At 37.8% G+C, this 24,108-nt stretch carries 15 protein-coding genes and 1 pseudogene; 9 read left to right on the top strand and 7 right to left on the bottom strand.

From position 1 onward, the window contains the following. Positions 1-232 precede the first annotated feature (232 nt). Positions 233-1,699, top strand: a complete 1,467-nt coding sequence (locus tag MSBRW_RS03385; protein WP_011305404.1) for a DHH family phosphoesterase — start codon at positions 233-235, stop codon at positions 1,697-1,699. A 213-nt stretch (positions 1,700-1,912) separates the two neighbouring features. On the opposite strand, the gene MSBRW_RS03380 is transcribed toward MSBRW_RS03385, so the two are convergent. Continuing rightward, complete coding sequence (locus MSBRW_RS03380) at positions 1,913-4,456, bottom strand: oligosaccharyl transferase, archaeosortase A system-associated (protein WP_048102406.1); 2,544 nt, start codon at positions 4,454-4,456, stop codon at positions 1,913-1,915. A gap of 855 nt (positions 4,457-5,311) precedes the next feature. Between MSBRW_RS03380 and MSBRW_RS03375 the strand changes: the two genes are divergently transcribed. The 7 genes from MSBRW_RS03375 (at position 5,312) to MSBRW_RS03340 (ending at position 15,696) form a co-directional block, all read left to right on the top strand. Continuing rightward, positions 5,312-6,409, top strand: coding sequence for a glycosyltransferase (locus MSBRW_RS03375; RefSeq protein ID WP_011305406.1), 1,098 nt, complete (start codon positions 5,312-5,314; stop codon positions 6,407-6,409). A 90-nt stretch (positions 6,410-6,499) separates the two neighbouring features. Next, a complete protein-coding gene (locus MSBRW_RS03370) occupies positions 6,500-7,267 on the top strand; it encodes an ABC transporter permease (protein WP_011305407.1) in 768 nt (255 codons plus the stop codon). 24 nt (positions 7,268-7,291) lie between these two features. Next, complete coding sequence (locus MSBRW_RS03365) at positions 7,292-8,524, top strand: ABC transporter ATP-binding protein (protein ID WP_011305408.1); 1,233 nt, start codon at positions 7,292-7,294, stop codon at positions 8,522-8,524. 426 nt (positions 8,525-8,950) lie between these two features. Then, a complete protein-coding gene (locus tag MSBRW_RS20090) occupies positions 8,951-12,208 on the top strand; it encodes a methyltransferase domain-containing protein (protein WP_011305409.1) in 3,258 nt (1,085 codons plus the stop codon). A gap of 91 nt (positions 12,209-12,299) precedes the next feature. Then, positions 12,300-13,469, top strand: coding sequence for a glycosyltransferase family 4 protein (locus MSBRW_RS03350; protein WP_011305410.1), 1,170 nt, complete (start codon positions 12,300-12,302; stop codon positions 13,467-13,469). Positions 13,470-13,471: 2 nt separating this feature from the next. Then, positions 13,472-14,527 (top strand): glycosyltransferase, encoded by a 1,056-nt coding sequence (locus tag MSBRW_RS03345; protein ID WP_011305411.1) that lies wholly within the window; start codon positions 13,472-13,474, stop codon positions 14,525-14,527. After that, a complete protein-coding gene (locus MSBRW_RS03340) occupies positions 14,524-15,696 on the top strand; it encodes a glycosyltransferase family 4 protein (protein ID WP_011305412.1) in 1,173 nt (390 codons plus the stop codon). The genes MSBRW_RS03345 and MSBRW_RS03340 overlap by 4 nt, the downstream gene beginning before the upstream one ends. Before the next feature lie 869 nt (positions 15,697-16,565). On the opposite strand, the gene MSBRW_RS03335 is transcribed toward MSBRW_RS03340, so the two are convergent. The 4 genes and pseudogenes from MSBRW_RS03335 to MSBRW_RS03320 form a co-directional block, all read right to left on the bottom strand. Beyond that, positions 16,566-16,973 (bottom strand): DUF1699 family protein, encoded by a 408-nt coding sequence (locus tag MSBRW_RS03335; RefSeq protein WP_011305413.1) that lies wholly within the window; start codon positions 16,971-16,973, stop codon positions 16,566-16,568. Positions 16,974-17,822: 849 nt separating this feature from the next. Then, positions 17,823-18,053 (bottom strand): hypothetical protein, encoded by a 231-nt coding sequence (locus MSBRW_RS03330; RefSeq protein ID WP_048102409.1) that lies wholly within the window; start codon positions 18,051-18,053, stop codon positions 17,823-17,825. 471 nt (positions 18,054-18,524) lie between these two features. Further along, on the bottom strand, positions 18,525-18,770 hold the full coding sequence (locus MSBRW_RS03325) for a hypothetical protein (protein WP_011305415.1): 246 nt from the start codon (positions 18,768-18,770) through the stop codon (positions 18,525-18,527). Positions 18,771-18,786: 16 nt separating this feature from the next. Next, positions 18,787-19,010 (bottom strand): annotated as a pseudogene (locus MSBRW_RS03320) (V-type ATP synthase subunit I); the annotation flags it as partial. 472 nt (positions 19,011-19,482) lie between these two features. Here MSBRW_RS03320 and MSBRW_RS03315 point away from each other — a divergent pair. Further along, positions 19,483-20,736 carry a hypothetical protein gene (locus tag MSBRW_RS03315; protein WP_011305416.1) on the top strand — a complete coding sequence of 418 codons (1,254 nt, stop codon included), beginning with the start codon at positions 19,483-19,485 and terminating at the stop codon, positions 20,734-20,736. A 31-nt stretch (positions 20,737-20,767) separates the two neighbouring features. Here MSBRW_RS03315 and MSBRW_RS03310 read toward each other — a convergent pair whose 3' ends face one another. Further along, entirely contained in the window at positions 20,768-21,223 is a 456-nt protein-coding gene (locus tag MSBRW_RS03310) for a DUF1699 family protein (protein WP_011305417.1), read from the bottom strand. Positions 21,224-21,440: 217 nt separating this feature from the next. Beyond that, positions 21,441-23,744: a carbamoyltransferase HypF gene (hypF, locus tag MSBRW_RS03305; protein WP_011305418.1), complete on the bottom strand. Its 2,304-nt coding sequence runs from the start codon at positions 23,742-23,744 to the stop codon at positions 21,441-21,443. Positions 23,745-24,108: the final 364 nt, after the last annotated feature.

Below are 24,108 nucleotides of genomic sequence, written 5' to 3'. Positions count from 1 at the left end.
AATATACCGGAATTTTTGAGTTTCCCATAAAAAGCATATTATTTCTTTAAGAGTACGATATATAATACGCAGTTTCATAAGAGTGTCTAATCAGCAAGAAAAAAAGTCCAAAAAATTACAGTTATCTTTACAGTTAACTAACTACAGTAAAATGTGAATAGGCAGGATTCTGATCAAATGTTTGCTTTCCTTTACATGTGCCTGGACTTATATAAAACAGGGAGGACTATTTTTGCTTAACTTATCAAAAGATGCGGATAGCAATCTTAAAAGTACAGTCAAACCCAGATACCTTGTTCTGGGCAGTGGAAGTGTTGGTTTTGCGCTTGCAAAAGAGCTCAGGGAAAGCAATAAGCTCGTGATTATTGTAGATAAAGACGAAGCTAAGGTTGAGACTCTCAGGGAGGAAGGCTTTGAAGCGATTGTAGGCGATATTTCCGACCCTGAGCTTGTCGATAAGATCGACCTTAAGAATGTTGTTGTTATACTTTTCCTGACTTCCAATAACGAAGCTAACAGAAAGGGCATTGAGAATTTCAAAAAAGCAGTTAACCCTGATGTTCAACTCTTTTCCCGGGCCTCAGATATTATCAATAAGGAAAAAATGGAAGACCTTGGGGCAGATTATGTCTTTATGTCTTCCAAACTTGTCGCAAGTTCCCTTTCCCGTTCTCTTGAGAGAGCCGAATCGGTCCATAGAGGTAACAGGCTTGCACGGTGGCTGAAAGGAATAAGGGATAAAAAACTTGCTATTGTAATCCACGATAACCCTGACCCGGATGCTATTTCGAGTGGACTGGCCCTAAAAGAAATTGCAAAGAGCATAGGGGTTGAGGCAAGCATCTTGTACCATGGCAGAATAGGGCATCAGGAAAATAAAGCCTTTGTAAACCTGCTCGGGATCGACCTCGGTAAGATAGAAGAAGACGGCCTCAAAGGCTTCGATGAAATCGCCCTGATAGACTGCTCCATTCCCGGTGTTAACAACATGGTCCCCCCCAACTCTTTTGTGGGTATTGTAATTGACCATCACCCCCCAGGAGAAACCGAGATAAAGGCTGAGTATATAGATATCCGGCCTAACTTCGGAGCAACGGCTACTATAATGACAAAGTACCTGCAGCAGCTCAATATCAATATATCCAAGACGCTGGCAACAGCCCTGCTCTATGGAATTCGGACCGACACCCAGGATTTCAAGCGAAAGACCGACCCTGCTGATCTTTCAGCCGCTTCGTACCTTTATCCCCTGTCAAACCACGGAATCCTGGATCAGCTTGAGCAGCCTTCGATGGCCACTGAAACCCTTGAGGTGCTTGGGGAGGCAATCAGAAACCGGCAGGTAATGGGAAGTTACCTTCTCTCGAATGTCGGAAACATAAGGGATAGGGATACTCTTCCGCAAGCTGCAGATTACCTTTTGAGCCTTGAAGGGATCTCTACAACCGTGGTTTTTGGGGTCACTGAAGACCGCATATATATCTCCGGGCGAAGCAACGATATAAGAATCAACCTCGGCGAAGTTATGCGCCAGGCTTTCGGCGAAGATGCAGGTGGACATGCAAACGCAGCAGGGGCCCAGATACCCCTTGGTGTTTTCAGCGCTACAAAAGACCGTCAGACATTACTCAGGCTGGTTAATGAAGCCGTAGTGAAAAGGTTTCTGAGTGCCGTAGGAGTAGAAAGTGCGGGAGAATGAAACTTTCAAGATTTTCAAGACCAACCCCACTACTGAAGTTGTCTTCCCAAAGTATTGAGCAAGACCAATACGAGAAACAATAAAAAAAGAATGAAAGAAGCGAAAAAAAGAAAATAAAAAGAGTTATTTTTCTCTTTTCATATTTTAAAAGGCTTTAATTTCTATTTTCATTTAAAAAATCAGGTTCATGAAGTCCTCAGGTTCATGAAGTCTTCATTTTGAGTCGGGGATTTTCACCTCTACCTTGTTTCCTTCCAGAACATCCTTTTCTGTTACCTGGATTTCTGAAACTGTTACATTTCCTCCTGCATTCAGAGAATAAGTAGATAGAGCATTGACTCCACCGGTCTTATTTTCGGTGGAGTAAGGCACGGTTATTTCAAATAAACCGTTTTTATCTGATACTACTTCATTCTGATATGTGAATTTTCGGCCTGTATTTGAGCTGAGCTCAAGGGTTGCAGTAATGTTTTGCCCTGGGTCCGTAGTACCTGAAAGCATGGCTCCGGGAACAAACTCAAATATCTTTACGTCACTAGTTGAGTCATTATTTTCCTCAGGTGCAGTACTTTCATGGACAAGCCTCAGATTTCCCAGATTTGACCCGTCAAGTTGATGAAGTTTGTATACTTCGGTTTCTGTGAATTCCTTTTTAGCAGTTGCAATAGTTTGAAGCCCGCCGTTTACGTTGGTGGTTTGAACATTTAGATACTTGCTTATGTTCTCACCTGCAAGCTTAACAATAGACCCAAACTTGCCGCTTGCCATCAGATTGTCGGTTATTACATACTTTACTTTAAGCTTTTCCAGAATTGCCTTTGCTTCTTCCTCGGAGTCTGCTGTGAAGAAATGCGCAGAGTCGTCTACGCCGGTCTGGAAGTTGTTTGAAACTGCAGGCCTTTTAGACTGGTAAACAATCCAGTTTCCGTAGTCCCACCAGCTCAAAACTCCATATTCGGGAGTTCCGGAAGGATCAAGGTAGTAAGAAGTTTCAGGGCTCGAAGCTCCAAGCCAGGTGAGAGAGTCCTTCCAGACAGGATTAATCAAGCCGTCATCTTTTGCAAAAGCAACTCCTGCCCATATGCAGGGTATAAATACAAGCCCTATAAGTGCCAGAGATGAAACAATTTTGAAGTAGTCGGGTTGAGAATTCTGTTTTGAGCCTGAAAGATTATTAATTTTCGACCTTGATTTTGACTTTGTTTCTTTCCCTGACTTTTTTGACTTTGTTTCTTTCCCTGACTTTTTTGACTTTGTTTCTTTTTCTGCCTTAAGTGCAGGCGTAGCATTTTTCCCGGCAATCGGAACAGATTTCGCCAGTTTTTTTACTTCAGTCTCAAAGTCAAAGGAGTCCAGTAAAACCCAGAGGAAATATGCCGTAAGGATCGCGACGTTTACTGCAAAAAGATATGAGAAACGCCTCTGAGAGAGCGTTAAATATGCGAAAAAGGCCGACCATAAGAGGAAAAACACTCCTTCAGGCTTTGATTTTTCTCCTATCCACTCGAGGCCGAGCAGGAAAAACCCTCCCAGAGTGGTAAGGAAACAAAGTCCGAGACTTCCCAGTACTGGCGCAAAAGTAAGTTTTCCCTCTGTAGTTAAAAATATTGGCAGAGCTTCGGAAATCGTGCTTATGTATTCACCTTTTCCGAGGAAGAAACTCATTCCTTCAATTACAAAAGAATAAGATTCAGCGGAAAAAATTTTGAGGGACAGAAGACCTGCTAAAGAGATCAGTATTAAGGCAGCTGGATAGTACTTCCAGTCCAGACCTTTTTTCGAGATATATAGGGAAAAGCCCCAGAGGATTAAGGTTCCGGCTAACATGCTGAACACATAGAATACCTGGAACCAGGAAATATACATCGCACTCATTTCCAGGCCTGGACGCACGGATCCTGCTGACAGGGGAATGGTAAATAGAAGCGTTGCAAGAAGGGCTACAGTAGAGCATATAAGAACATAGTCGGAGTTTTTTTCAGCCTTAAGGTCGATTGTGGTCTGTATGAATGCGTAAAGTAAAATAAAGCTTACAAAGACAAGGGCTCCTATCCATGTGTAAATCAGAAGTGCAAAGAATAGTCCGGATGCTACTGCGAGAACTAACGATTTAACTAGTTTCTTTTCAGAAGAGATAGTTTTGAGAGAGGGCAGGGAAAGGGAGCCCTCTCTTGCCCATTTTAAAGCAAGTATGAAACACGCATAAGCTGAGGTTGAGAGGAGAGTTTCAGCTACGTGATGGTCAACTGCTCCAAACCGAGATATGTAGACATGAGCTGGAATCACTGCAAAAATCAAGGCTCCAAGAAGTGCGGTTTTTCGGTCAAATATTGCAGCAGTTGCTATATATAATGGAATTATTGTCAGGATTCCCAGAATCACTGGCAGCAAGGCTCCTGCAAATTCGGTGGTATATAAGTCAGGATGGCCTACTCCCAGGACTTTTGCAAGCAGCGCACCCAGAAAGTCAAAAAAAGGAGGCCAGCCAACTTCAAACCCCGCAGGATAATTAATGTAAGAATCGAAATTAAGGGAATGGGGAAAATTGAAAGCCGTATATAAAATGCGCCGCATATGGTAGAAACTATCATATCCCATAAGATTTATGCTTCCGTTTGCAGTAGCAGCAGAATATGAGATCATGCGCATGAGAAAAGCAACCAATGCAACTGCAATCAAAGAAATAATACCGAATTTTAATTTATGAGCGGGCCGTTTTGCCACCGGACATCCCATGCCTTTGTTCGTAGTAATCATCTCTTTTAGTTTTTAATTTTTGAATTCATTGCACTTTTGAGTATCTTAATCTTTGATAGTAGTTGAATTAATATAATAACTTTAAGGTCGTTTTACGATCTAAATAATAAGGTAAATATTCTTAACATGTATAACCGTAGACTGTAATTGTAGCCTGATCATTGAGTTTGTTCAGTTTAGACATGTATTAAATGAAAATAAATGAAGGTAAACAACACTAAAGTGATGCTTAAAGACACAATTTCTTCAGAGTAAAATATTTCGTTGCCTGATAGAGAACACTAAAGTGGCGTTTAAAGTCAAGGTTAGATCTTTTAAATAAAGTTAAGGTTAGATCTTTTAAATAAAGTTAAGGTTAGATCTTTTAAATAAAGTTAAGGTTAGATCTTTTAAATAAAGTTAAGGTTAGATCTTTTAAATGAAGGTAAGGTTAGATCTTTTAAATGAAGGTAAGGTTAACTATATTAACTATCTAATAAACCCTCCCACTATCTAATGAGCTATCTAGCTATCCAACGAATCGTTTCATCTGGGAAGTATTATATATATCTAATGAACCATCTCATCTGGAAAGTATCATACGTCTCTACTGTTGATATACAATTTTCAATATATTTATAATCGTTGAGCTTAATGAATTGTTGAAATCTTGCAGGAAATAGGGTATTATTAATCGGAAATCAGATACCACAGATAAATTTTAGATTGGCAGTTTAAGGATAGATAGGAAACTTCAAATTATAAAAAACCTGACACGATACTCTTCCCACTCCTGGGGGACTCGCTGTTTACATTTATAATTAAATTAGCTTTTTATATGTATTTGATTAAACCCCTGAAAAAAGTGAGAAATCGATGAAAATAGCTATATTTCATGATTATTTCGGAGCCATTGGCGGTGGAGAGAAACTTGTCCTCATGCTCGCAAAATACTTCAATGCCGATGTTATCACTACCGACTTGAATATGGAGTCCGTAAAAAAGATGGGGTATTCCAACATACGCATAATCAGCCTGGGAAAAACCCCAAAAATACCTCCTCTGAAACAGATTTCCGCATCATATCATTTTGCAGCCTGTGATTTTTCAAAGGAATACGATTTTTTCATTTTTTCAGGCAACTGGGCATATTTCGCGGCAAAGAAACATAAACCCAACCTTTATTACTGCCATACCCCTACACGAGCTTTCTATGACCTTTACGAGACCTTTATTAGTAGGCAACCTCTCTGGATTTCGATCTTCTTTCGGATCTGGGTCAGGCTTCACAAGCCAATTTCGGAATACTACCTTTCCCATGTATGTAAAATCGTAACTAACTCAAAAAATACCTCAATAAGAATCAAAAAATATTTCCATAGGGATGCTGAAGTTATCTATCCCCCTGTCGAAACTTCAAAATTTACCTGTAAAGAATATGGAGACTTCTGGCTTTCAGTCAACCGGCTCTATCCTGAAAAAAGAGTGGAAATTCAAATTGAAGCATTCAAGAAAATGCCTGAAGAAAAGCTTGTCATTGTTGGGGGGTACTCCAAAGGAGATCATGCAAAAAGTTATGCAAAAAATATTCTGGATAATTTACCTGAAAACGTAAAGGTTCTTGGAGAAGTTTCTGAGACGGAATTACTTGACCTTTACTCCCACTGTAGAGGTTTTATCTGCACTGCCATGGATGAGGATTTCGGAATGACACCTGTCGAAGCTATGGCAAGTGGAAAACCAGTAGTAGCTGTAAACGAAGGTGGGTTTAAGGAAACGGTAATCGACGGGAAAACCGGCATGCTTGTGGAAGCAGATATTCAAGATATAATCAGGGCAGTAAAGAACATCTCGAAAAACCCATCAAGCTATGGAAATGAATGTGTTAAGAGAGCAGCTATGTTTGATATCTCTATTTTTGAGAATAGAATGAAAAAAAATGTTGCCTGCGAAAATTGTTTTTGCGATAAATGACCTCCGGTGATCAGATTATTTCTCAAAAAATTTCTCAAAAAAATATAATATTCTTCCATCCCGGCGAAGTAATAATCAGGAGATATTAATTTGAATATAGGCTTAATTCTTGAATTAGCAAAAAGAGATATTACTGAAAAATACTCTGGGTCTACTTTAGGAGCTTTGTGGAACTTCATTTATCCACTTGTGGATATTTTTATATTTACCGTCATATTTGCTAATCTAATGGGATCGCGTTTGCCTGGTTCATCTTCAGTCTACGCGTATGGATTCTATCTTACTTCTGGTGTAATTGCATGGAATGCCTTTTCAAACACGGTCTTAAGAACGGCTACCGTTTTTTTAGATAAAAAACATATAATCACCAAAGTAAAGGTTGATCTTTCTTCATTCCCTCTTTATATTGCTATTTCGGAGAGTATCACTTTTGTCGTGACAATGGGAGTATTCCTGTTTTTACTTCTAATTAGTGGATATGGAGTGAAACCTCTAGTCTTATTTGTTCCATTGATATATCTGGTACAGCAGTTTTTTGCTTATTCCCTTGGATTTTTTATAGGAATATTTGTTGTTTTTATAAGGGACTTAAGAGAAATAGTAAGAATCGTACTTCAGTTCTGGTTCTGGTTTACACCGATTGTATATGTTTATGATATACTTCCAGAATATGTCAAAAAGATTATGATATATAATCCAGCCTTTACATTTATTCATGCTTACCATAGTGTCTTTATATATGATCAAATTCCAGATTTAGAAGCTATCCTGTATCTGTTCCTGTTGAGTTTTGCAATTCTTCTGTGTGCAGGTCTTACTTTCAAAAAGCTTGAAAAAGATGTTCGAGACTTTATTTAATGAATTATGTGTTGTGAATCAAAAATGATGCGAGTAACAGGTATTTCAAAAAGGTTTAAGTCATATCAATCCCCTGCTGACAGGCTCAAGGAAATCTTTTTCCGAAAGAAATACCACCGTGATATCGTTGCACTGGAAGATATTTCTTTTGAGGTACAGGAAGGTGAAACTCTTGGGATTGTCGGACAAAACGGCGCAGGCAAATCAACCATACTGAAGATCCTTTCCGGAATTTTGCTTCCAGACACCGGTTCAATAGAGATTGGTGGAAAGGTCACAGGCCTGCTGGAACTCGGGACTGGGTTTAACCCTGAGCTTACAGGTATTGAGAATATTTATATGAACGGAACCTTCCTTGGGATGCCCAGAGCAGAGATTGATGAGAAAAAATCTGAGATCATGGATTTTGCCGAACTGGGAGAGTTCATCTACGAGCCAATTAGAACTTATTCCTCAGGTATGTTAATGAGACTGGCTTTTTCAGTTGCAATACACGCAGAACCTAAATGCTTCCTTGTTGATGAGGCACTGTCAGTAGGGGATGCATATTTCCAGCAAAAATGCATGAGAAAAATCCTTGAATTTAAAAACACAGGCGGGTCAATTATTTTTGTATCACATGATATGAATGCAGTGAAAACACTATGTGACTCTGCAATACTGCTGGATAAAGGTCGTGTTCTTGAGTACGGGGACCCGAAGAGTATTGTTGATTACTATTACGGGATGATATTAAAGAAATCACATATGGGAGACACTGAGGTTGAATTGACGAAAATCGATTCCATAGAAAGAGGAGGTGCATCAAGCACTTCAACAGGTGAGGTTAGACTGGTATCTTTTAATATTTTAAATGAACGAAACGAACCGATCTCTTATATTGAGAGTGAACAGACTGTAAAATTTGTGTGTGAACTAGAAAGCTTAAAAGATTTTTCTGACCCTCACTATGGACTGGCAATAAGAAATAATCTTGGAGTGTCGGTATTTGAAACCAATACTTACTGTATGGGAATAACAAACTCACCATTAAAAAAAGGACAGAATATTAAAATCACTTATGAAATGAAGATTCCTTTATCGGCTGGGAACTATTCTATCTCGATAGGAGTAGCAAATAGTGGATATGATAGAGGGTCTTTTGAGGAATATTTATTACTGGCTCATGACGTTGATATTCTGAAAGTTATCTCTAGAAATGATTCAATAATTTATTCGGGTGTCTTCAATATGAGTCCTCAGGTGTCAGTAAAATAAGCACTTAAATTCTATAAGCACTTAAATTCTATAGGCACTTAAATTCTATAAGCACTTAAATTCTATAGGCACTTAAATTCTATAAGCACTTACATTTTCAACCTGAATCAAATTATTATTTTAATACTGGAATCAAATTATTATTTAAATACTGGAATCGAATTATTATTTTATTATTACTCATTATGAGATTCTACTATTACTTATTATGAAATATTCAAAAAAAGCATTCAAAAAATCGAATTATTATTCAACTATTGCTTATTATGAAATAATTCAATATAAATTAAATTAATATCCTACCATTATTCATTTATGAAATGTTAACCTAAACCAAATTATTATTCTACCAATACTCGTTATGAAAAATAATCACATAAACTGTTAATCGCCTGTGCTAATAAATTGCTTTCTGGAGAACGGAGTATGCTGGATGAGTTAATCTCTATTTATAATCATACTGACTACGATTTTAGAAATTACGCATTTCCTGGGGATAAATTATCACATCTATTCAACGAATGGGTTGATTACTACCGTATGAAATTTGCAATTACAAAAATGATTCGTCCAATGTCTATACTGGAGATCGGCGTCAGATACGGTTATAGTGCGATAACTTTTCTTAAGGCTTCAGAAAATGCAACTTATCTGGGAATAGATAACGATTCTAATACTTTTGGAGGAAATAAAGGAGCTGGTAACTGGGCCAAAAAAATCACACAAAATTACAAGGCAGAATTTTTGCTGGCCAATAGTCAGTTAATGACTACATTACCTGGAGACTTCTATGACCTTATTCATATTGATGGCCAGCAGGATGGAGACGGTACGTTCCATGATTTAGAACTTGCACTGGAAAAAGGAAAATGGCTTCTGGTTGACGGTTATTTCTGGTCTGATGAAAATTTATTGAGTGCAACTTATTTTTTAAATAAATATAAGGACTTTATCGAATTTGCTATAACAATACCTTCCTATGCAGGTGAACTACTGATTAAAACTAAAAGTTCAGCTAAGCATATGTTCGTAGAAGGCCTGAATAAGGAAAATTCGAATTTAGAAGACATTATTGACTCTTATAAAAGGTATAAAGGCAGAGAATTTGAAGATTCTCGTTTAGTTTCCATATCTTGTCTTGCTAATCCGAATAAAGACATGAATATACTGGACGTAGGCTGCGGCAGAGGGGAACTCTCCTATACCTTATCAAAGTCCGGAGCGCATGTGACAGGAATTGACGATTCTTCTTCTGCGATTAAGACGGCTAAAGCTAAATATTTAGCCGATAGCTCGATGAAGAATCTGGAATTTATTCAAGACAATTTTTTAAATCATAAGTTTAATAAAAAATATGATAGAATTATTGCAACAGATCTAATTGAGCGCGTTCCAGAAGATAAACTTGAATTAGTTATTCTAAAAATCGCCGAACTCCTTAAAGAAGACGGTTTATTTATTACATATGTTTACCCCAATAAGTTGTACTACCAATATACATATGAAGAAAAGCGAAAAATCGCAAAATCAATAGGGTTTTATATTCCTGAAAACCCCAGGACGTTTTATGAAGATCTAAGACATATCAATGAACAAACTCCTCAAAGCCTGTTCCTTAATTTAAATAAATATTTTTCACATATACTGACATGGGTAAACGATTCTCAAGATTTAGCAGGCTCACTCACAAATTCTTTTAACTCGGAAGAGTACAATAATGCCAGAACAATCCTTGCTGTAAGCTCTTTTGAAGATCTAGACAGGGATTGGATTGTTCAATTATTATCTCCCAGAAAACTTGACCGCAGTGGAATAAATGTAGAAGCTCTGTCGAAAAAAGATTCAATTAACACTTTCTCAAATAAAAAATTCAAGTTGCATATAACCCTTAAGAATAACGGAAAAGAGCGGCTTGTATCTTTACCTCCTTATCCTGTGAATATCTCATATCACTGGTTGAAAACTGACGGCACATGTGAAGTTTTTGATGGACTCAGGACTGGAATACTACCTGCTTTAAATCCTAACGAACAGCGGGATCTTCAGGTAGATATTGTCGCTCCTCAAGAACATGGGGAATATCAGTTGCAAATTGACCTCGTGCAAGAAAGCTGTTTCTGGCTTCAGGAAATTACTAATAAGCCCTTACTTAACATTAGCGCAAAAGTTGAGCAAAACCCGGATGAATGCAGGTCAGAGGAATCAAAAATGGATACGTTTGAGATTAAAGATGATGAAATCAATGTTGAAGAGATTATGGAAAAAATTCGTGAGAACATAAGGGAAAGAAAAGAAAATGAGGATCCCAAGAATACTGAAGAGATAGAGCATGTATTTTCAGAGGTCTCCTCAAAGACAAGAAGTCCCCAAGAATCCGGAGTAATTAATTCGGATTATGATCTTCGTAATGATAACTATACTATCAGTTCTCATCGTCCATTTTTGGGCCCATTTTTGATAAAAGGTCGAAAATTAGTTCATGGAGAGATCAGACGTTATGTCGATCCCGTACTCCAGAAGCAAAGCCAACTTAATTATAACCTTGCCGGCGTTCTCAGTGATGCAAAGGAAACAGCAGACTCCTGCTCCAATAAAGTGGAGAAGTTAAAATCGGAAATTGAACAACTCGAGGATGAAAACAGACTACTAAAATCCGAAGTTGAACAATTAAGCAATGAAACTGAGAAGTTAAAATCTGAAGTTGTCAGCAGCATAAAGAAAGAAGTCGAATCCATAGTTTCTGCTGTTAATCTGGACCTTGAAAACAAAGCCTGGCTTAACAGAGTACTTGAGTCCAGAATACAGAAAGGACTTGGAAACCAGGGAACAAATACATCTGGAAAGTCTAACGCCCAGATTAATGTCTCTGGAAAGGCTAATGTTAAGAATACTCCCATAGGAAAGGCTAATGCCAAGAATACATCCTCTGGAAACACTAATACTCAGGCTGCTGCTTCTAGAAGTGTTAATGCCCAGATAAATTTATCTGAAACTGCTGATTCTCAGATTAACTATTATGTATTTGAAGAAAGGTTCCGCGGTTCGAGAGAAAATATTATAGAGCATCAGACAAACTTTATAGGCTATTTTGAGAATTGCACCAATGTGCTTGACATTGGATGTGGACGGGGAGAATTTCTGGAATTAGCAAAACAGAAAGGCATCAATGCTACAGGAATCGATGTCGATGAGGACATGATAAACTTCTGTAAATCTAAGGGTCTGAATGCCGAATTAAAAGATGCTATAAAAGCTCTTGAAGAGATCAAGGACAAAAGCCTCGATGGGATTTTCATAAGTCAGGTAGTTGAACACCTCAATCCCAGGTATCTTGTTAATATGTTGAACCTTTGCAACAAAAAAATGAAATACGGTTTTTACATTATTATCGAGACCGTTAACCCTCTCTCCTTATTCTCCCTCGCGAACTTTTACATAGACCTCTCTCACATAAAACCTGTGCATCCGGAAACTCTAAAATATTTAGTCAGCATTGCAGGTTTCCGTGATATTGAAACGAAATTTTCGTCCCCTGTACCTCCTGAAATGAAATTGAAAAAGCTTCCGAATCTTGAGGATACAGACAATGACGAATCAATGATTGAGATCTCTAACCAAAACATAGACATGATAAACGATGCCTTATATGGGGCCCAGGACTATGCGGTAATTGGAAAGAAATAAAGAAACTAGTAACAAGAAATCATCAATAAGTAAAGATTTTGCTTGCTTTCTACTTTCTTTAAGTTTGTGAGATAACTTTGGAGCAGTGTTAATGAAGATTGCATTTGTTGTTCCCTGGTATGGAGAGATTCCTGGTGGTGCGGAAAGTGAATGTAAAAATACGGCTGAGAACCTTTCAAGAAATGGGATTGAAGTTGAAATCCTTACTACCTGCGTGAAAGAGTTCAATTCGGATTGGAGCTCCAATTATTATGAAGAAGGAGTATTCCAACTAAATAATGTCATAATTAGAAGATTTAAAGTCCGACAAAGGAATACCAGACTGTTTGATCGTGTTAACTCGAAATTGATGCACAACCAGAAAATTTCGGCAAAAGAAGAACAAATATACATCGAAGAAATGATTAATAGCGACAATCTCTACCGATACCTTGAAACTCATGGTTCTGACTACGACTACTTCCTGTTTATACCTTACATGTTCGGAACTACATATTATGGGTCTCAAATCCACCCGAAAAAATCATTTTTGATACCCTGCCTTCACGACGAGAGCTACGCATATATGGACATTTACAAGAATATGTTCCAGAACGTGGCAGGGCTAATATTCCATGCTGAACCCGAAGCAAAATTGGCAAATGAAATATTTGACATTAAAGGCAAGCAAATAATACTAGGAGAAGGTATAGATACCAGTATTTCCTTTGAAGCAAAGAGATTTCGAGAGAAGTATGGAATATATAACGATTTCATTCTTTACGCTGGAAGGCGGGAGCCAGGTAAAAACACTCCTCTTCTAATTGACTTTTTTTGTAAATATAAACTGAGGAATCAGAATGAGCTTAAACTCGTCTTGATTGGAAGCGGAGAGGTCAGTATCCAGGAAAAATTTAAAACAGAGATACTTGACCTGGGTTTTGTTCAGAAACAGGATAAATATGATGCATTTGCTGCTGCAAGTCTTCTTTGTCAACCCTCAATAAACGAAAGCTTTTCAATAGTGATAATGGAATCGTGGTTATGCCTTACCCCAGTTCTGGTTCATTCCGGATGCGCTGTAACAAAGGACCATTGTATTAAAGGTAGGTCTGGATTGTATTTTGAGAATTACGAGGAATTTGAAGGATGCGTTAACTTTTACTTACATAACCCTCAGTTAAGAAGAAAGATGGCTATAAATGGGAAGAAATATGTAGATGAGAACTTTAACTGGGGCCGGATTGTTGAAAAATATGTACGGTTTCTTGAAGAGGCTTGAATATGGAAATTCATCAAATATTGCCAACCTTTAGTCCTGGTGATGCAATAGGCAATGAGGTTATTGAGATCAATAAAACACTTAGAAAATGGGGATATAACTCACAGATATACGCTGAAAATATCCACCCTGAAATGGATGCTAAAAAACATATTGAATATGACAAAGTCTCTTCAAAAGACAATGTGTTAATATTTCACTTCTCTATAGGCTCTGATATCTCTAATTATGTAAGACAATTGCCAGATAAGAAAATAATAAGGTATCATGGAATTACGCCTGAAAAATATCTTTATGGAATCAATGATTACATCCAGTATTTACTGGTACGGGGAAGAGAGGAACTCAATTTATATCCGGATATAACCGACCTGGCACTAGCAAATTCTCGATATACTCAGCTAGAGCTGGATAACCTGGGGTTTAAAAATACTGAGATTTTTCCACTTTTACTGGATCTTAATATTTACAATAAAAGTCCGAATGAAAATCTCCTATCGAAGTTTGATGATGATTACGTGAATCTTCTTTTTGTTGGAAGGATTATTCCTCAAAAGAATCAGCATCTTATTCTCAAAATATTCTCTTACTATAAGCTTATAAACCCGAAATCGCGTTTGTTTTTGATAGGGAACTTTGAGGGTTGCGAAAATTATCTAGATCAATTGCAGGAGATTATTCGGAAGCTAAAGTTAAAAGACGTTTATATTCCTGGAAAAGTCTCAATGGATGATCTAATTTCTTACTATAAACTGGCTGATGTGTTTCTGTGCATGAGCGAATGGGAAACCTTTTGTGTCCCACTTGTTGAGAGTATGTACTTTGACACGCCTATTCTTGCTTATAATTGCACTGCAATCCCGGATACTCTCGGAAACTCGGGAATTCTGATTAACAAACTTAAAAGTGATGAGATTGCAGAAATGATTAATCTTGTAGTAAAGGATGAAGTTTTCAGAGATAAAATCATCCGGAAACAAAGAGAAAGACTAAAATATTTTGAAAGATCGACGATGGAAAATTTACTAAAAGAGTATCTTCAAAAGGTGATCGAATGAAAATCGCCTTAGTCGTCCAGCGGTATGGCCTGGAAGTTAACGGAGGTGCCGAATTCCACTGCCGACTAGTAGCTGAACATTTGTCAAAATATTATAAAGTGGAGGTGTTAACTACCTGCGCGATAGATTACACAACCTGGAAGAATGAATATACTGCAGGGGTAGAAACCTTAAATGGTGTGCGGATCAGGAGATTTCGTGTTGATTATGAAAGAGATTTACTGGCATTTAATAAATTCTCTGAGAACATTTTTGGAGATAGTCATACCTACGAAGATGAAGTTAAATGGATGAAAATGCAGGGCCCGTATTCAACCCATCTTTTAAATTATATAAAAAATGCTAAAGATGATTATACTTGCTTTATCTTTTTTACCTATCTTTACTGTACTACCTTCTTTGGCCTTCCACAGGTAAAAGAAAAAGCTCTGCTTGTTCCTACTGCACACGACGAACCTCCTATATATTTGTCGATATTTGATTCGCTCTTCAAATCTCCCAGGCGATTTATTTTTAATACCGAAGAAGAGAAGAATTTTGTCGCCTCAAAATTCAGAGTTTCGAATATACCTTCTGATGTTGTAGGTGTAGGTATAGATATCCCGGATAAAACTACTGCAGCTTTGTTTGCCCGGAAATATAATCTGGATAATTTCATTATCTTTGTCGGAAGAGTAGACGAATCTAAAGGTTGTCAGGAACTATTTGAATATTTTCTTCGGTATAAAAAAGAAAAGAAATCTTCTGTTAAACTCGTATTACTGGGAAAACAGACTATGGAGATTCCTCAAAACCCTGATATTCGTTCCTTAGGTTTTGTCCCTGAGCAGGATAAGTTTGAAGGAATAAAAGCGGCAAAACTATTAGTAATGCCCTCAAAGTACGAAAGTTTGTCCATGGTCTTGCTGGAATCCTGGCTCTGTAAAACTCCTGTACTTGTAAATGGAAAATGTGACGTGTTAAAAGGCCAGTGTATCAGAGGCAATGCAGGCCTTTACTATGAAAACTATGAGGAATTTAAGGCGTGCCTGGACCTTCTCCTGACAACAGACGAAATGAGGAATATTATGGGTAAAAATGGGATGGAGTTTGTTTTGCAAAATTACTCATGGGAAAATATAGAAAATAAGTATATTTCAATATTACAGAAAATTGATGATGAGCATTAATCAAGTTACATTTTCAGGGAAAATCGATAGCATCCTTTTCCTGATTTCGAACTCCAGCATAACTGGAATCCATCGATTTCAAGCAAAAGATGGAAATTTCAACCTTGGATTGTAGGACGAAAATGTCCCAAATTTTAGCTGTATAGTAGTGAGCAGCCAACTGGAGAATTTTCCAACTTGAAAAATGTACAACAATTTTAGTATACAGTTATCAAGTTGAATGCATCGCTTGAAGTTGTTTCGCAGACTCCGTTAAATTTTTAAATATTCAGCAAATATCATGAAATTTACTTTTATCCATACAATTTGAAGATGATACGAATTTTTATTTTTACCAACCAGAAGAAATTTAGTTCATCTCGGCTCTGGAACTACTTGCATTAACCTGAAACATCAACGAGAACCCTGCTGATTCATCAGAAGATTACGCTTTTTTCATTTAATTTAAATTAGGAATGATTCAAATATAATATCAAGGAATTTGTTGCCAAGAATCATTATTTTGGATAATAAAACTATGGACCAATTCCTTAACTGAAAATTTGAAGCTATATTTTATCATTTTTTAGTTTATACAATCAATGTCTACAAAAGATTCGAAAGCACTGTTAGAGAAAATAGAAGAGTATAACAAATAAAAAGAAAATAAAATTTTGTAAGTATTAAACGTTATAAAATAATAAAATTTAAAACGATAAGGAAGTAAAAAAATAAAGAAGATTATAATTATAAGAGACTCAAATTTTAAAAAGAGCAGATTTCAAAGAAATAATGAGCTTATAAAAAGAAGATGAATCTTAAAACAATAGTAAATAAAATATAAAAAAGAAAGAAAAATGAAGAGAAGTCAAAGCTACTGCTTAAGCCTCTCAGGCTGCTACATCCTTTCTAAGGATGTAAGCGACCATTTCAGGATTAAGTTTGCTTTCTCTTGAAACCTTTTCCTCAATGGCTTCAGTAGATTTACCCTCAGTCTTCAGCTCTCTTATTTCTTCGATTATTGATGAAGGAATACGATAATACTCATTTATGTCCTTTCTGTGGCCCCAGACATCGCCTTCGATAAGCTGGATACGCTGCATTTCAAGGAACATTTCTATGGATTTCGAGACTGTACGTCTGTAAGATTTAGGAAGCTGTATAACTTCAATCTTCGGACAGTTCTCAACCAGTGAAAAAATATCCTTGTTTGAAGGCCTAAAAGCCAGATGCACTATTCTCTCATTTGGATTCAGTGTAAAGATTTCTTCTCTTGAACTCACAACCCTTATTTTCAAAGTTCAACCTCCAGATTTATTTATTTTTTCACCTGATAGTAAAAAATTCTTCATTAAATATTTTTCTATAATTAACGAAATCATTTAAAAAGAATTTAGATTTACGTTTTTTCAGGTATTTTTACGAGACCCCCATCTAAATAATAAAAATCAGTATGTATAACAGTGTTTATAGAAAAACTTAAAGAAATATTTGAGAGATTTTGCAGCCGCGTCAAGAACAAAATTCATAAAAAATCCAGAATTTTGTTTGAAATAATTCCGTTTTCATCAAGTCAGGGCAATTTTAAGAATTAAGACATTAAAAGATAAGACGATAAATTTACAGATATTAAGAAAAATTAAAAGAGTTTCTAATTTATTGATGGGTTATTGATGGGTTATTGATGGGTTATTGATGGGCTGTTTTATTTTTAATTTTCAGAAGAGTTTCTAAAAGAATTAAAGTTTCAGCATAGTTACATACTTCTTTACTCATTTACTAAATACAAAAATCAGTAACATTATTAACTATAAAGGCGTGAAAACATTATTATAAAAATCCAAAAGTTGTTGATCAAAATTTAAAAACTAACTGGTAAAAACATATTCGCCTTTGTAATATTGTACCGGTGACCTCTATTTATTGGTATTCTGATTGACGTGAACTGCCCCTAAGCTAAAGATAGAAGTTTCACGCTTCTTCCTATAAAAATAAGCAGTGATTTAGCAATTAAAGAAAAACAAAAAGAAACGCTCCCAATATAGTAAAAAAGGAAGAACATACATAAAATATATAAAGTGTTCGGCAGAAGAAAAATCACTCCACCGAAGAGAAATTAAATTTACTTCAAAATTGGAATAAGGCATTCAGACCAGTGTATGGACCACCACTACAGAGACCCCATATAGCAACAGTAAGAGTATAATCTGAACGAAAATAACATCCAGATAATAGGCCCTGGACCTGATTCCTCTCCCTTGAGAATTGTCTTCAGGACTGTCAAATCCCCTATTTTTATGAGTGGGTTCGATCTGAGATTTTATTCCTTCACTTATCTTTTTATTCTGTTCCATATGAGCGTTTATCACTTCTTCCAAGTCAGTCACCTCCTCAAACCTGTGTTTTTGAACAAGGGTTTTAAGGTGTTTCCTTACTTTTTAAAGCAGAATGCTTTTTAATTTCCCAGAATGATAGAATTTTTAGGAGATTTATAGAATTTTGTTCCAATCAAGAACTCTGGTTTTCCTATATTATCTACAATTTCATTCTTGCTCCTAAAATTCTTTTACTCCTCGACATACTATAAACTGGGATGTTTTACCAATCAAACGGGGACTATGGTCGGCACTATGTATGTGTAAATGACATAAAAGATTACCACAAACATGATATGCATAAAGACCATGTCCACATACCAAGACTTTACTCTGAATTTCGCTAGATTCGCCCCCTGAAGACTACTTACAATCATTGAGTTCTTCCATGTGCAAAACCGTGATGTTCTAAAAAATATCATAGAGTTGCAGGCACGGTAAACACACAAAGACATCATCTAGTCCTTATCAAACTTAAGCAGAATTGATAAGCAGTGCGACGACAAGACCGAAGATAACAATGGTTTCTGGAATGACAGTAAGGATCAAGCCCTTACCGAATAATCCTTCGTTTTCTGCCATTGCACCAATTGCTGCTGTACCGATATCTTTTTCAGCTATTGCGGACGCAATCCCGGTTAATGCGATTGCAATTGATGCACCGACTGCTTTTGCTCCTGCTGCGTCCAGGAATAGATTTGCTGTTGCACCATCTACCAAGTTTTTATTCCTCCGTTTATTTTCTTATATATCCGAATGGGTTGAATTTTCTGCACCCTCTTTCATAGAATTATCCAATTCTACATATTGAAACCTGAGTGCATGCAGTCCGGGAGCCATAATACCCAGAACGGTGTTAAGAGCGTGTCCGAGTATAAATACGAGAATTGCAGCCATTGCCGCAAAACCAATCTTAGAATGATCAGACCAGACCATTCCGAAGGCGATGTCATTGACTGTAAAGTGGGGGTAATAGTCTCAGATGTTCCTGCTGTTCGAAAGACTGTTAATCCGTTTTCGCACTATTGCTAACCGACCAGCCAAGAACATAGACATGCACCTGTTATCGAAAGGCATAAATTTGTCGTAAACGAAATTTCTCCCCGACAGCAAGTGTTTGATTGTAATGCAAGGCATATATCTTTGCATATTATCTTAATAAGATAATAGATATAGATTGTATTTTAACTGATATAAATCTTTCCAACAGTTTGGAAAGGTTTAAAAACTCGATATCATGACCCCAGAAATTATATACTTTCCATATGTCGTCAGAACTGTCCCCTGACCAAAAGGAATTTTGTTCTGAAGAAAGCCAAGCCTGTTCTTTCCAAAAAGACAGTGTTAGCCTTAAGAGATATCAAAAATCACACAACTTTTATAAAATGTCATGCTTAATATACCTTCAATATCATCTTGAAGAGGCTCATGCATGGAAGATCCTGTTATCTCAAAAATAAAGAGTCAATTTGATAAGAAAGGAAATCCGTCAAAGATTCCGCTGATGAGCGGGAAAAAATTTTTTGAAGCCCGATCCGAAATGGATGGAGTCTATGTTGACAACCTGAAAAAAGAACCATTTCTTCCCTGGGAAATCTTTACCGAAGCTGTCAATTGTATAAAGGAAAATGGCGGGAAGGTAAAGAAAGGAAACGCAACAAACTCGAGGTTGGGAGATCCAAATCTTGGCCTTGATACCCTGGAAGGTTATATTGCCAGTAAAGTTTACGGCTGCAAGATAGGCGATCCCGTACTTAAGAGAGTTACCCCTGTAACTTCCATTCTTGCCTGGGCTGAAATTTGTAAAAACACCCGAGGACAGATCGGACTCCTTTCCGAGGAAAAAGAGGTGCATACTTCTGAAAGCAAAAAAGAAACTTCTCAGGCATTTACCGTTGAAGAGAAGAAAGAAGGCTCTACAGTGGACTCTGTTTATATCCATCCTGACAACAAGCCAACAGAAATGAGAAAACTGGAAGCTGAGCTTGAAGAAAAAATCCAGAAAATAAAAGAACTTAACCAACAGACTGCAGGCAGGGAAAAAGAAATAGGCAGGATGAAAACAGAACTTGGAGCACATGAAAAACTTCTCCTTGAGAAAAATACAGAACTACAAGCCCTTCAGGAAAAGTTTACGGAAAAAAGTGAAGAAGCAAAATGCCTTGAGTCCAAAATCATAGAAAAAGAAGACGAGATTGAGAGTGTTAAAGAGGAACTCAGGGAGAAAGTGGAAAACATAAAGACCCTTAAAGAGGAACTTTCAGCAAAAGAAAAAGAGATAGAAGGGCTTGAGGAAAGTATTTCCATGAAAGATAAAGATCTTAAGACCCTGGCTGAAGAGGTTATTACAAGGGCAGGGGAGATGAAAAAAATTGAAGAGAAGCTCACCTTGAAAGAAAAAAAAATAAACACTATGGAAACTATGCTTACTACAGCCGAAGAAAATGTAAAAAAACTTGAAAAACAACTTTCAGCCTTTGAAGAAGAAGAAAAACTGGCAGTTCAGCTTCGAGAAAAAGAAGAGTTTATAAAACAGTTAAAAGGGACCCTCGCAAGTAAAGAGGAAGCTTTTTCAAGGGTTAGTGAGGAAAATCGGAAATATAAAATGCAGCAAAAACTGGCATCCGAGGGACTAAGGCAAATCGAAGAAAAGAAAGCCTCAAAAAAATGGTGGAAGCGCCTGTAAACCCACCTGAAGAAAGCCAGAAATTTACTATTTATACTTTGCTCATTCGCGGCCGCTCCGGGCCTGATGTCAGAAAAGAGCTGTGAAGTAAGTGAAGAATCATATCAGGGCTAATTTTTCTTATATGTGTAATCTCGCATATTATTTCTTCTTCGGTTCTTCCCTGGACATTCAGTTCGTTTATTTTTTCAATTACGTAAGCGGGTATTACAAAGTAATTGTTAAGATCATGCCAGTGCCCGCTTACATCCCCCTTTACCAGATGAATACCTGAAGAAGCGAGGTACATCTTGATAAATTTAGAGAGTCCTTCATAGGAAGATGCGGGAAGCTGGAGTAATTCGATTTCAGGACACGTCTTGACCAGACTAAAAAGATCTCGATCCGAAGGTCTAAAAGCAAGATGTACTGCTTTCTCTTCTGCTTCCAGGCCGGAAATCTCATCCCTGCTTGTTACAACTCTGATGCGTACACTACCTAGCCCCATTTATGCTCCCTTTTCTACTAAGTATGTATCATTTATTTAATTTTGTATTTTAGTCTTTCTAATCAAATTTCAGTACAATAGTATCATAAATGTTCAAGTTTTCCGAAAAAGAGATAAATGGGTTGAGGAATACCGAAAAGGTACTAAATTTAAACATTTAAGAACAACTATAAAGATATTTACTAAGAAATCGCAGACCAGACGGACAGAAAAGTTTTTAAAACTTATTCTCAGGTTTTGTGCTCAACCCTGCCGCAAGAGCTTGCCCAAATGAAATACATCCGTCTCCACAGGGAACCTGGCGATGAACCAGGAATTCAAAACCCGCTTCTGTAACAGTTCTTGCAATGCACGAAGTGATGTGATTGTTATAAGCAACTCCTCCGCTAAGGCCTATCTTTTCAAGCCCCCTTTTTGCGGCAAGAGAAATGGCAAGTTCTGAAATTCCCGTTGCAAAGCTTTCCTCAACCGCAAAAGCAAGATCAACAGGGGGATACTTTCCGGAAAGCTCATATGCCCCCAGGAGAAGCTCAGTGGTGTCAAGTAGAGGAACTCCGGAGTCGTTATCATTCGTGAAAATGATAGGAAGATCTACTGAATGGGTACTCTTCGTTGCGGCAGATTCGAGTTTCATTGCCGGCTCTCCTTCATAAGTTCTAATCTCGCAGATTCCAAGCAGGGCAGCCGCAGCATCCAGTACCCGTCCTGTACTGCTGCTTCGGATAACATTTACCCCGGTTTCAAGCTGTTTCATCACAGTTGAAAACTCCATAGCTCCTTTCGGAAAAGAAAGGGGAAGTTTTTCCAATTCTGCTCTCCCAAGTTTCTCAAAAAGAATTCCCAAAACCATTCTTGAAGGTATCCGCGAGGCAAGGTCGCCACCTGGCATCGGCTGAGGGAATAAGTGCCCAATACGTTCGTATCCAAAGTAAGAAGATTCAAAGAGTTCCCCTCCCCAGACTGTACCGTCAGTGCCATATCCCACTCCATCAAGGGCAATTCCGAGAATTCGGGAATCCAGTGGGAGAGAGTTATCAGCCATAAGCGCTAACATGTGAGCTTGATGATGTTGAACCTGAAGAGTATCCTCCCCTCCCATCTTTAGCGCAAAACGTGTTGTGTTAAATGCAGGGTGCAAGTCACAACCCCAGTAGAGGGGCTCGATTCCGGTAAGTTGGATTAGATGCCTGACAACCTCGGAATGGTATCTGAAGGTTTCTACATGACTGGTATTTCCTATATACTGAGAAACATAGGCAAGCTTTCCTTTTGCCACAGTAACCGTAGAATTCATTTCAGCCCCAACGCCTATAGAAGCTTTAACTTCGAAAGGCAGCTCTACGGGTTCAGGTACAAAACCGCGGGAACGACGAATAAAGGCAGCCTTTCCATTCACAACCCTTATAACCGTATCATCGTTCCGGTTTGCAATAACCCTGTTGTGCAGCAGGTAATAATCGACAATCCCTTTAAGTTTCTCAAGCGCCTCTTTATTCTCAACAACCATGGGCCTTCCTGGAAGATTTGCCGAGGTCATAACATATACCGCATCAGGTACGCGATCAAAAAGTAGATTCTGTGTACCTGTATAGGGAAGCATAACCCCTATATTGTGAAGGCCAGAAGTAACCGATTCTGCCAGGCCGGATTCCCTTGAGCTGGGAAGCACGGTAATAGGCCGGCGGTAAGAAGTTAAATATTCCCTTCCCACACCTTCAAGTTCTGCAAAGGTTTCCGCAACTTCGGCATTTTTTGCCATGACTGCAAAAGGTTGTTCTGGACGCCTTAACCGTCTTCGAAGCTCATTTACAGGCATCTCCTTTCGCGCATCGCAGGCTATATGAAAACCCCCAAATCCTTTTATAGCAAGAATTGAGCCCTGTTGAAGGAGATCAGAAGCATGTATAATTGCTTCATAACCTTTTACCAGGACATTTCCTTCGGAGTCCGAGAGCCAGATTTCTGGCCCGCACTTTGGGCAGCAGACAGGCTGGGCATGATATCTTCGGTTGAGAGGATCGGTATATTCGGTTTCACATTCCGGGCAAAGAGGAAAATCTGCCATAGTGGTATTTTCCCGGTCATAAGGAAGGGTTCGGACGGTTGTATATCTGGGCCCGCAATTTGTGCAGACCGTAAAAGGATAATGAAAATACCTGGAAGAAGGATCAAAAATCTCAGACCTGCACTGTTCGCAAATAGCCGTATCAGGAGGAATTATGGAATTTTCAAAAACTCCGGATTCGCTGGGCACGATAATAAACTTCGAATACCCAAAAAAGGGGGTATTTTTTGTTTTGATTTCTTTAACTTTAGCCAGAGGAGGTTTCTTTTCAGGGATTTCTTTAATGAAATTATCAAGGCTTTCCTTATTTCCCTCTACAAGGATTTCCACGTAGTTTCCAAGATTTTTCACGTATCCGAAAAGCCCATGGACTTTTGCAAGCTGAGATATAAAAGGGCGAAAACCTACCCCCTGAACAGTACCGGTAATATGAAGAAGCCTTGCTTCGTTTTGCATATAAAGTAGAGATTACTGTTTGTCGTTAAAATAGCTTTCTAAATAATAAAAGTACCTGGCAGCATCGTAAATTAGATTCAAATTTCAAATATACAGATTGTAAGCAAGAAAAGTACAGATTGTAAGCAAGAAAAGTACAGATTTCAATCCGGTAAGACCAGGGTAAGTGATAACATTTTTTTAAGACAAGAATAAAAATTATACACTGAAATGAAATAAATCCAGATAGAAGCAAAAATCTGTGGCTGAATTAAGGATCAGAATTATCCCGAATTCAGGTCACATATACGGAGAAATTGTTCGTATCATAATGATGAAACCCAAAATCATCATCAAAAGGGAAATCCTCCAGGCCACCTGCAAA

The sequence above is a fragment of the Methanosarcina barkeri str. Wiesmoor genome, from assembly GCF_000969985.1.
Classification (GTDB): Archaea; Halobacteriota; Methanosarcinia; order Methanosarcinales; family Methanosarcinaceae; genus Methanosarcina; species Methanosarcina barkeri_B.
The sequence above is the reverse complement of the archived record's forward strand: the minus strand, read 5'-3'. Positions and strand labels throughout refer to the sequence as shown.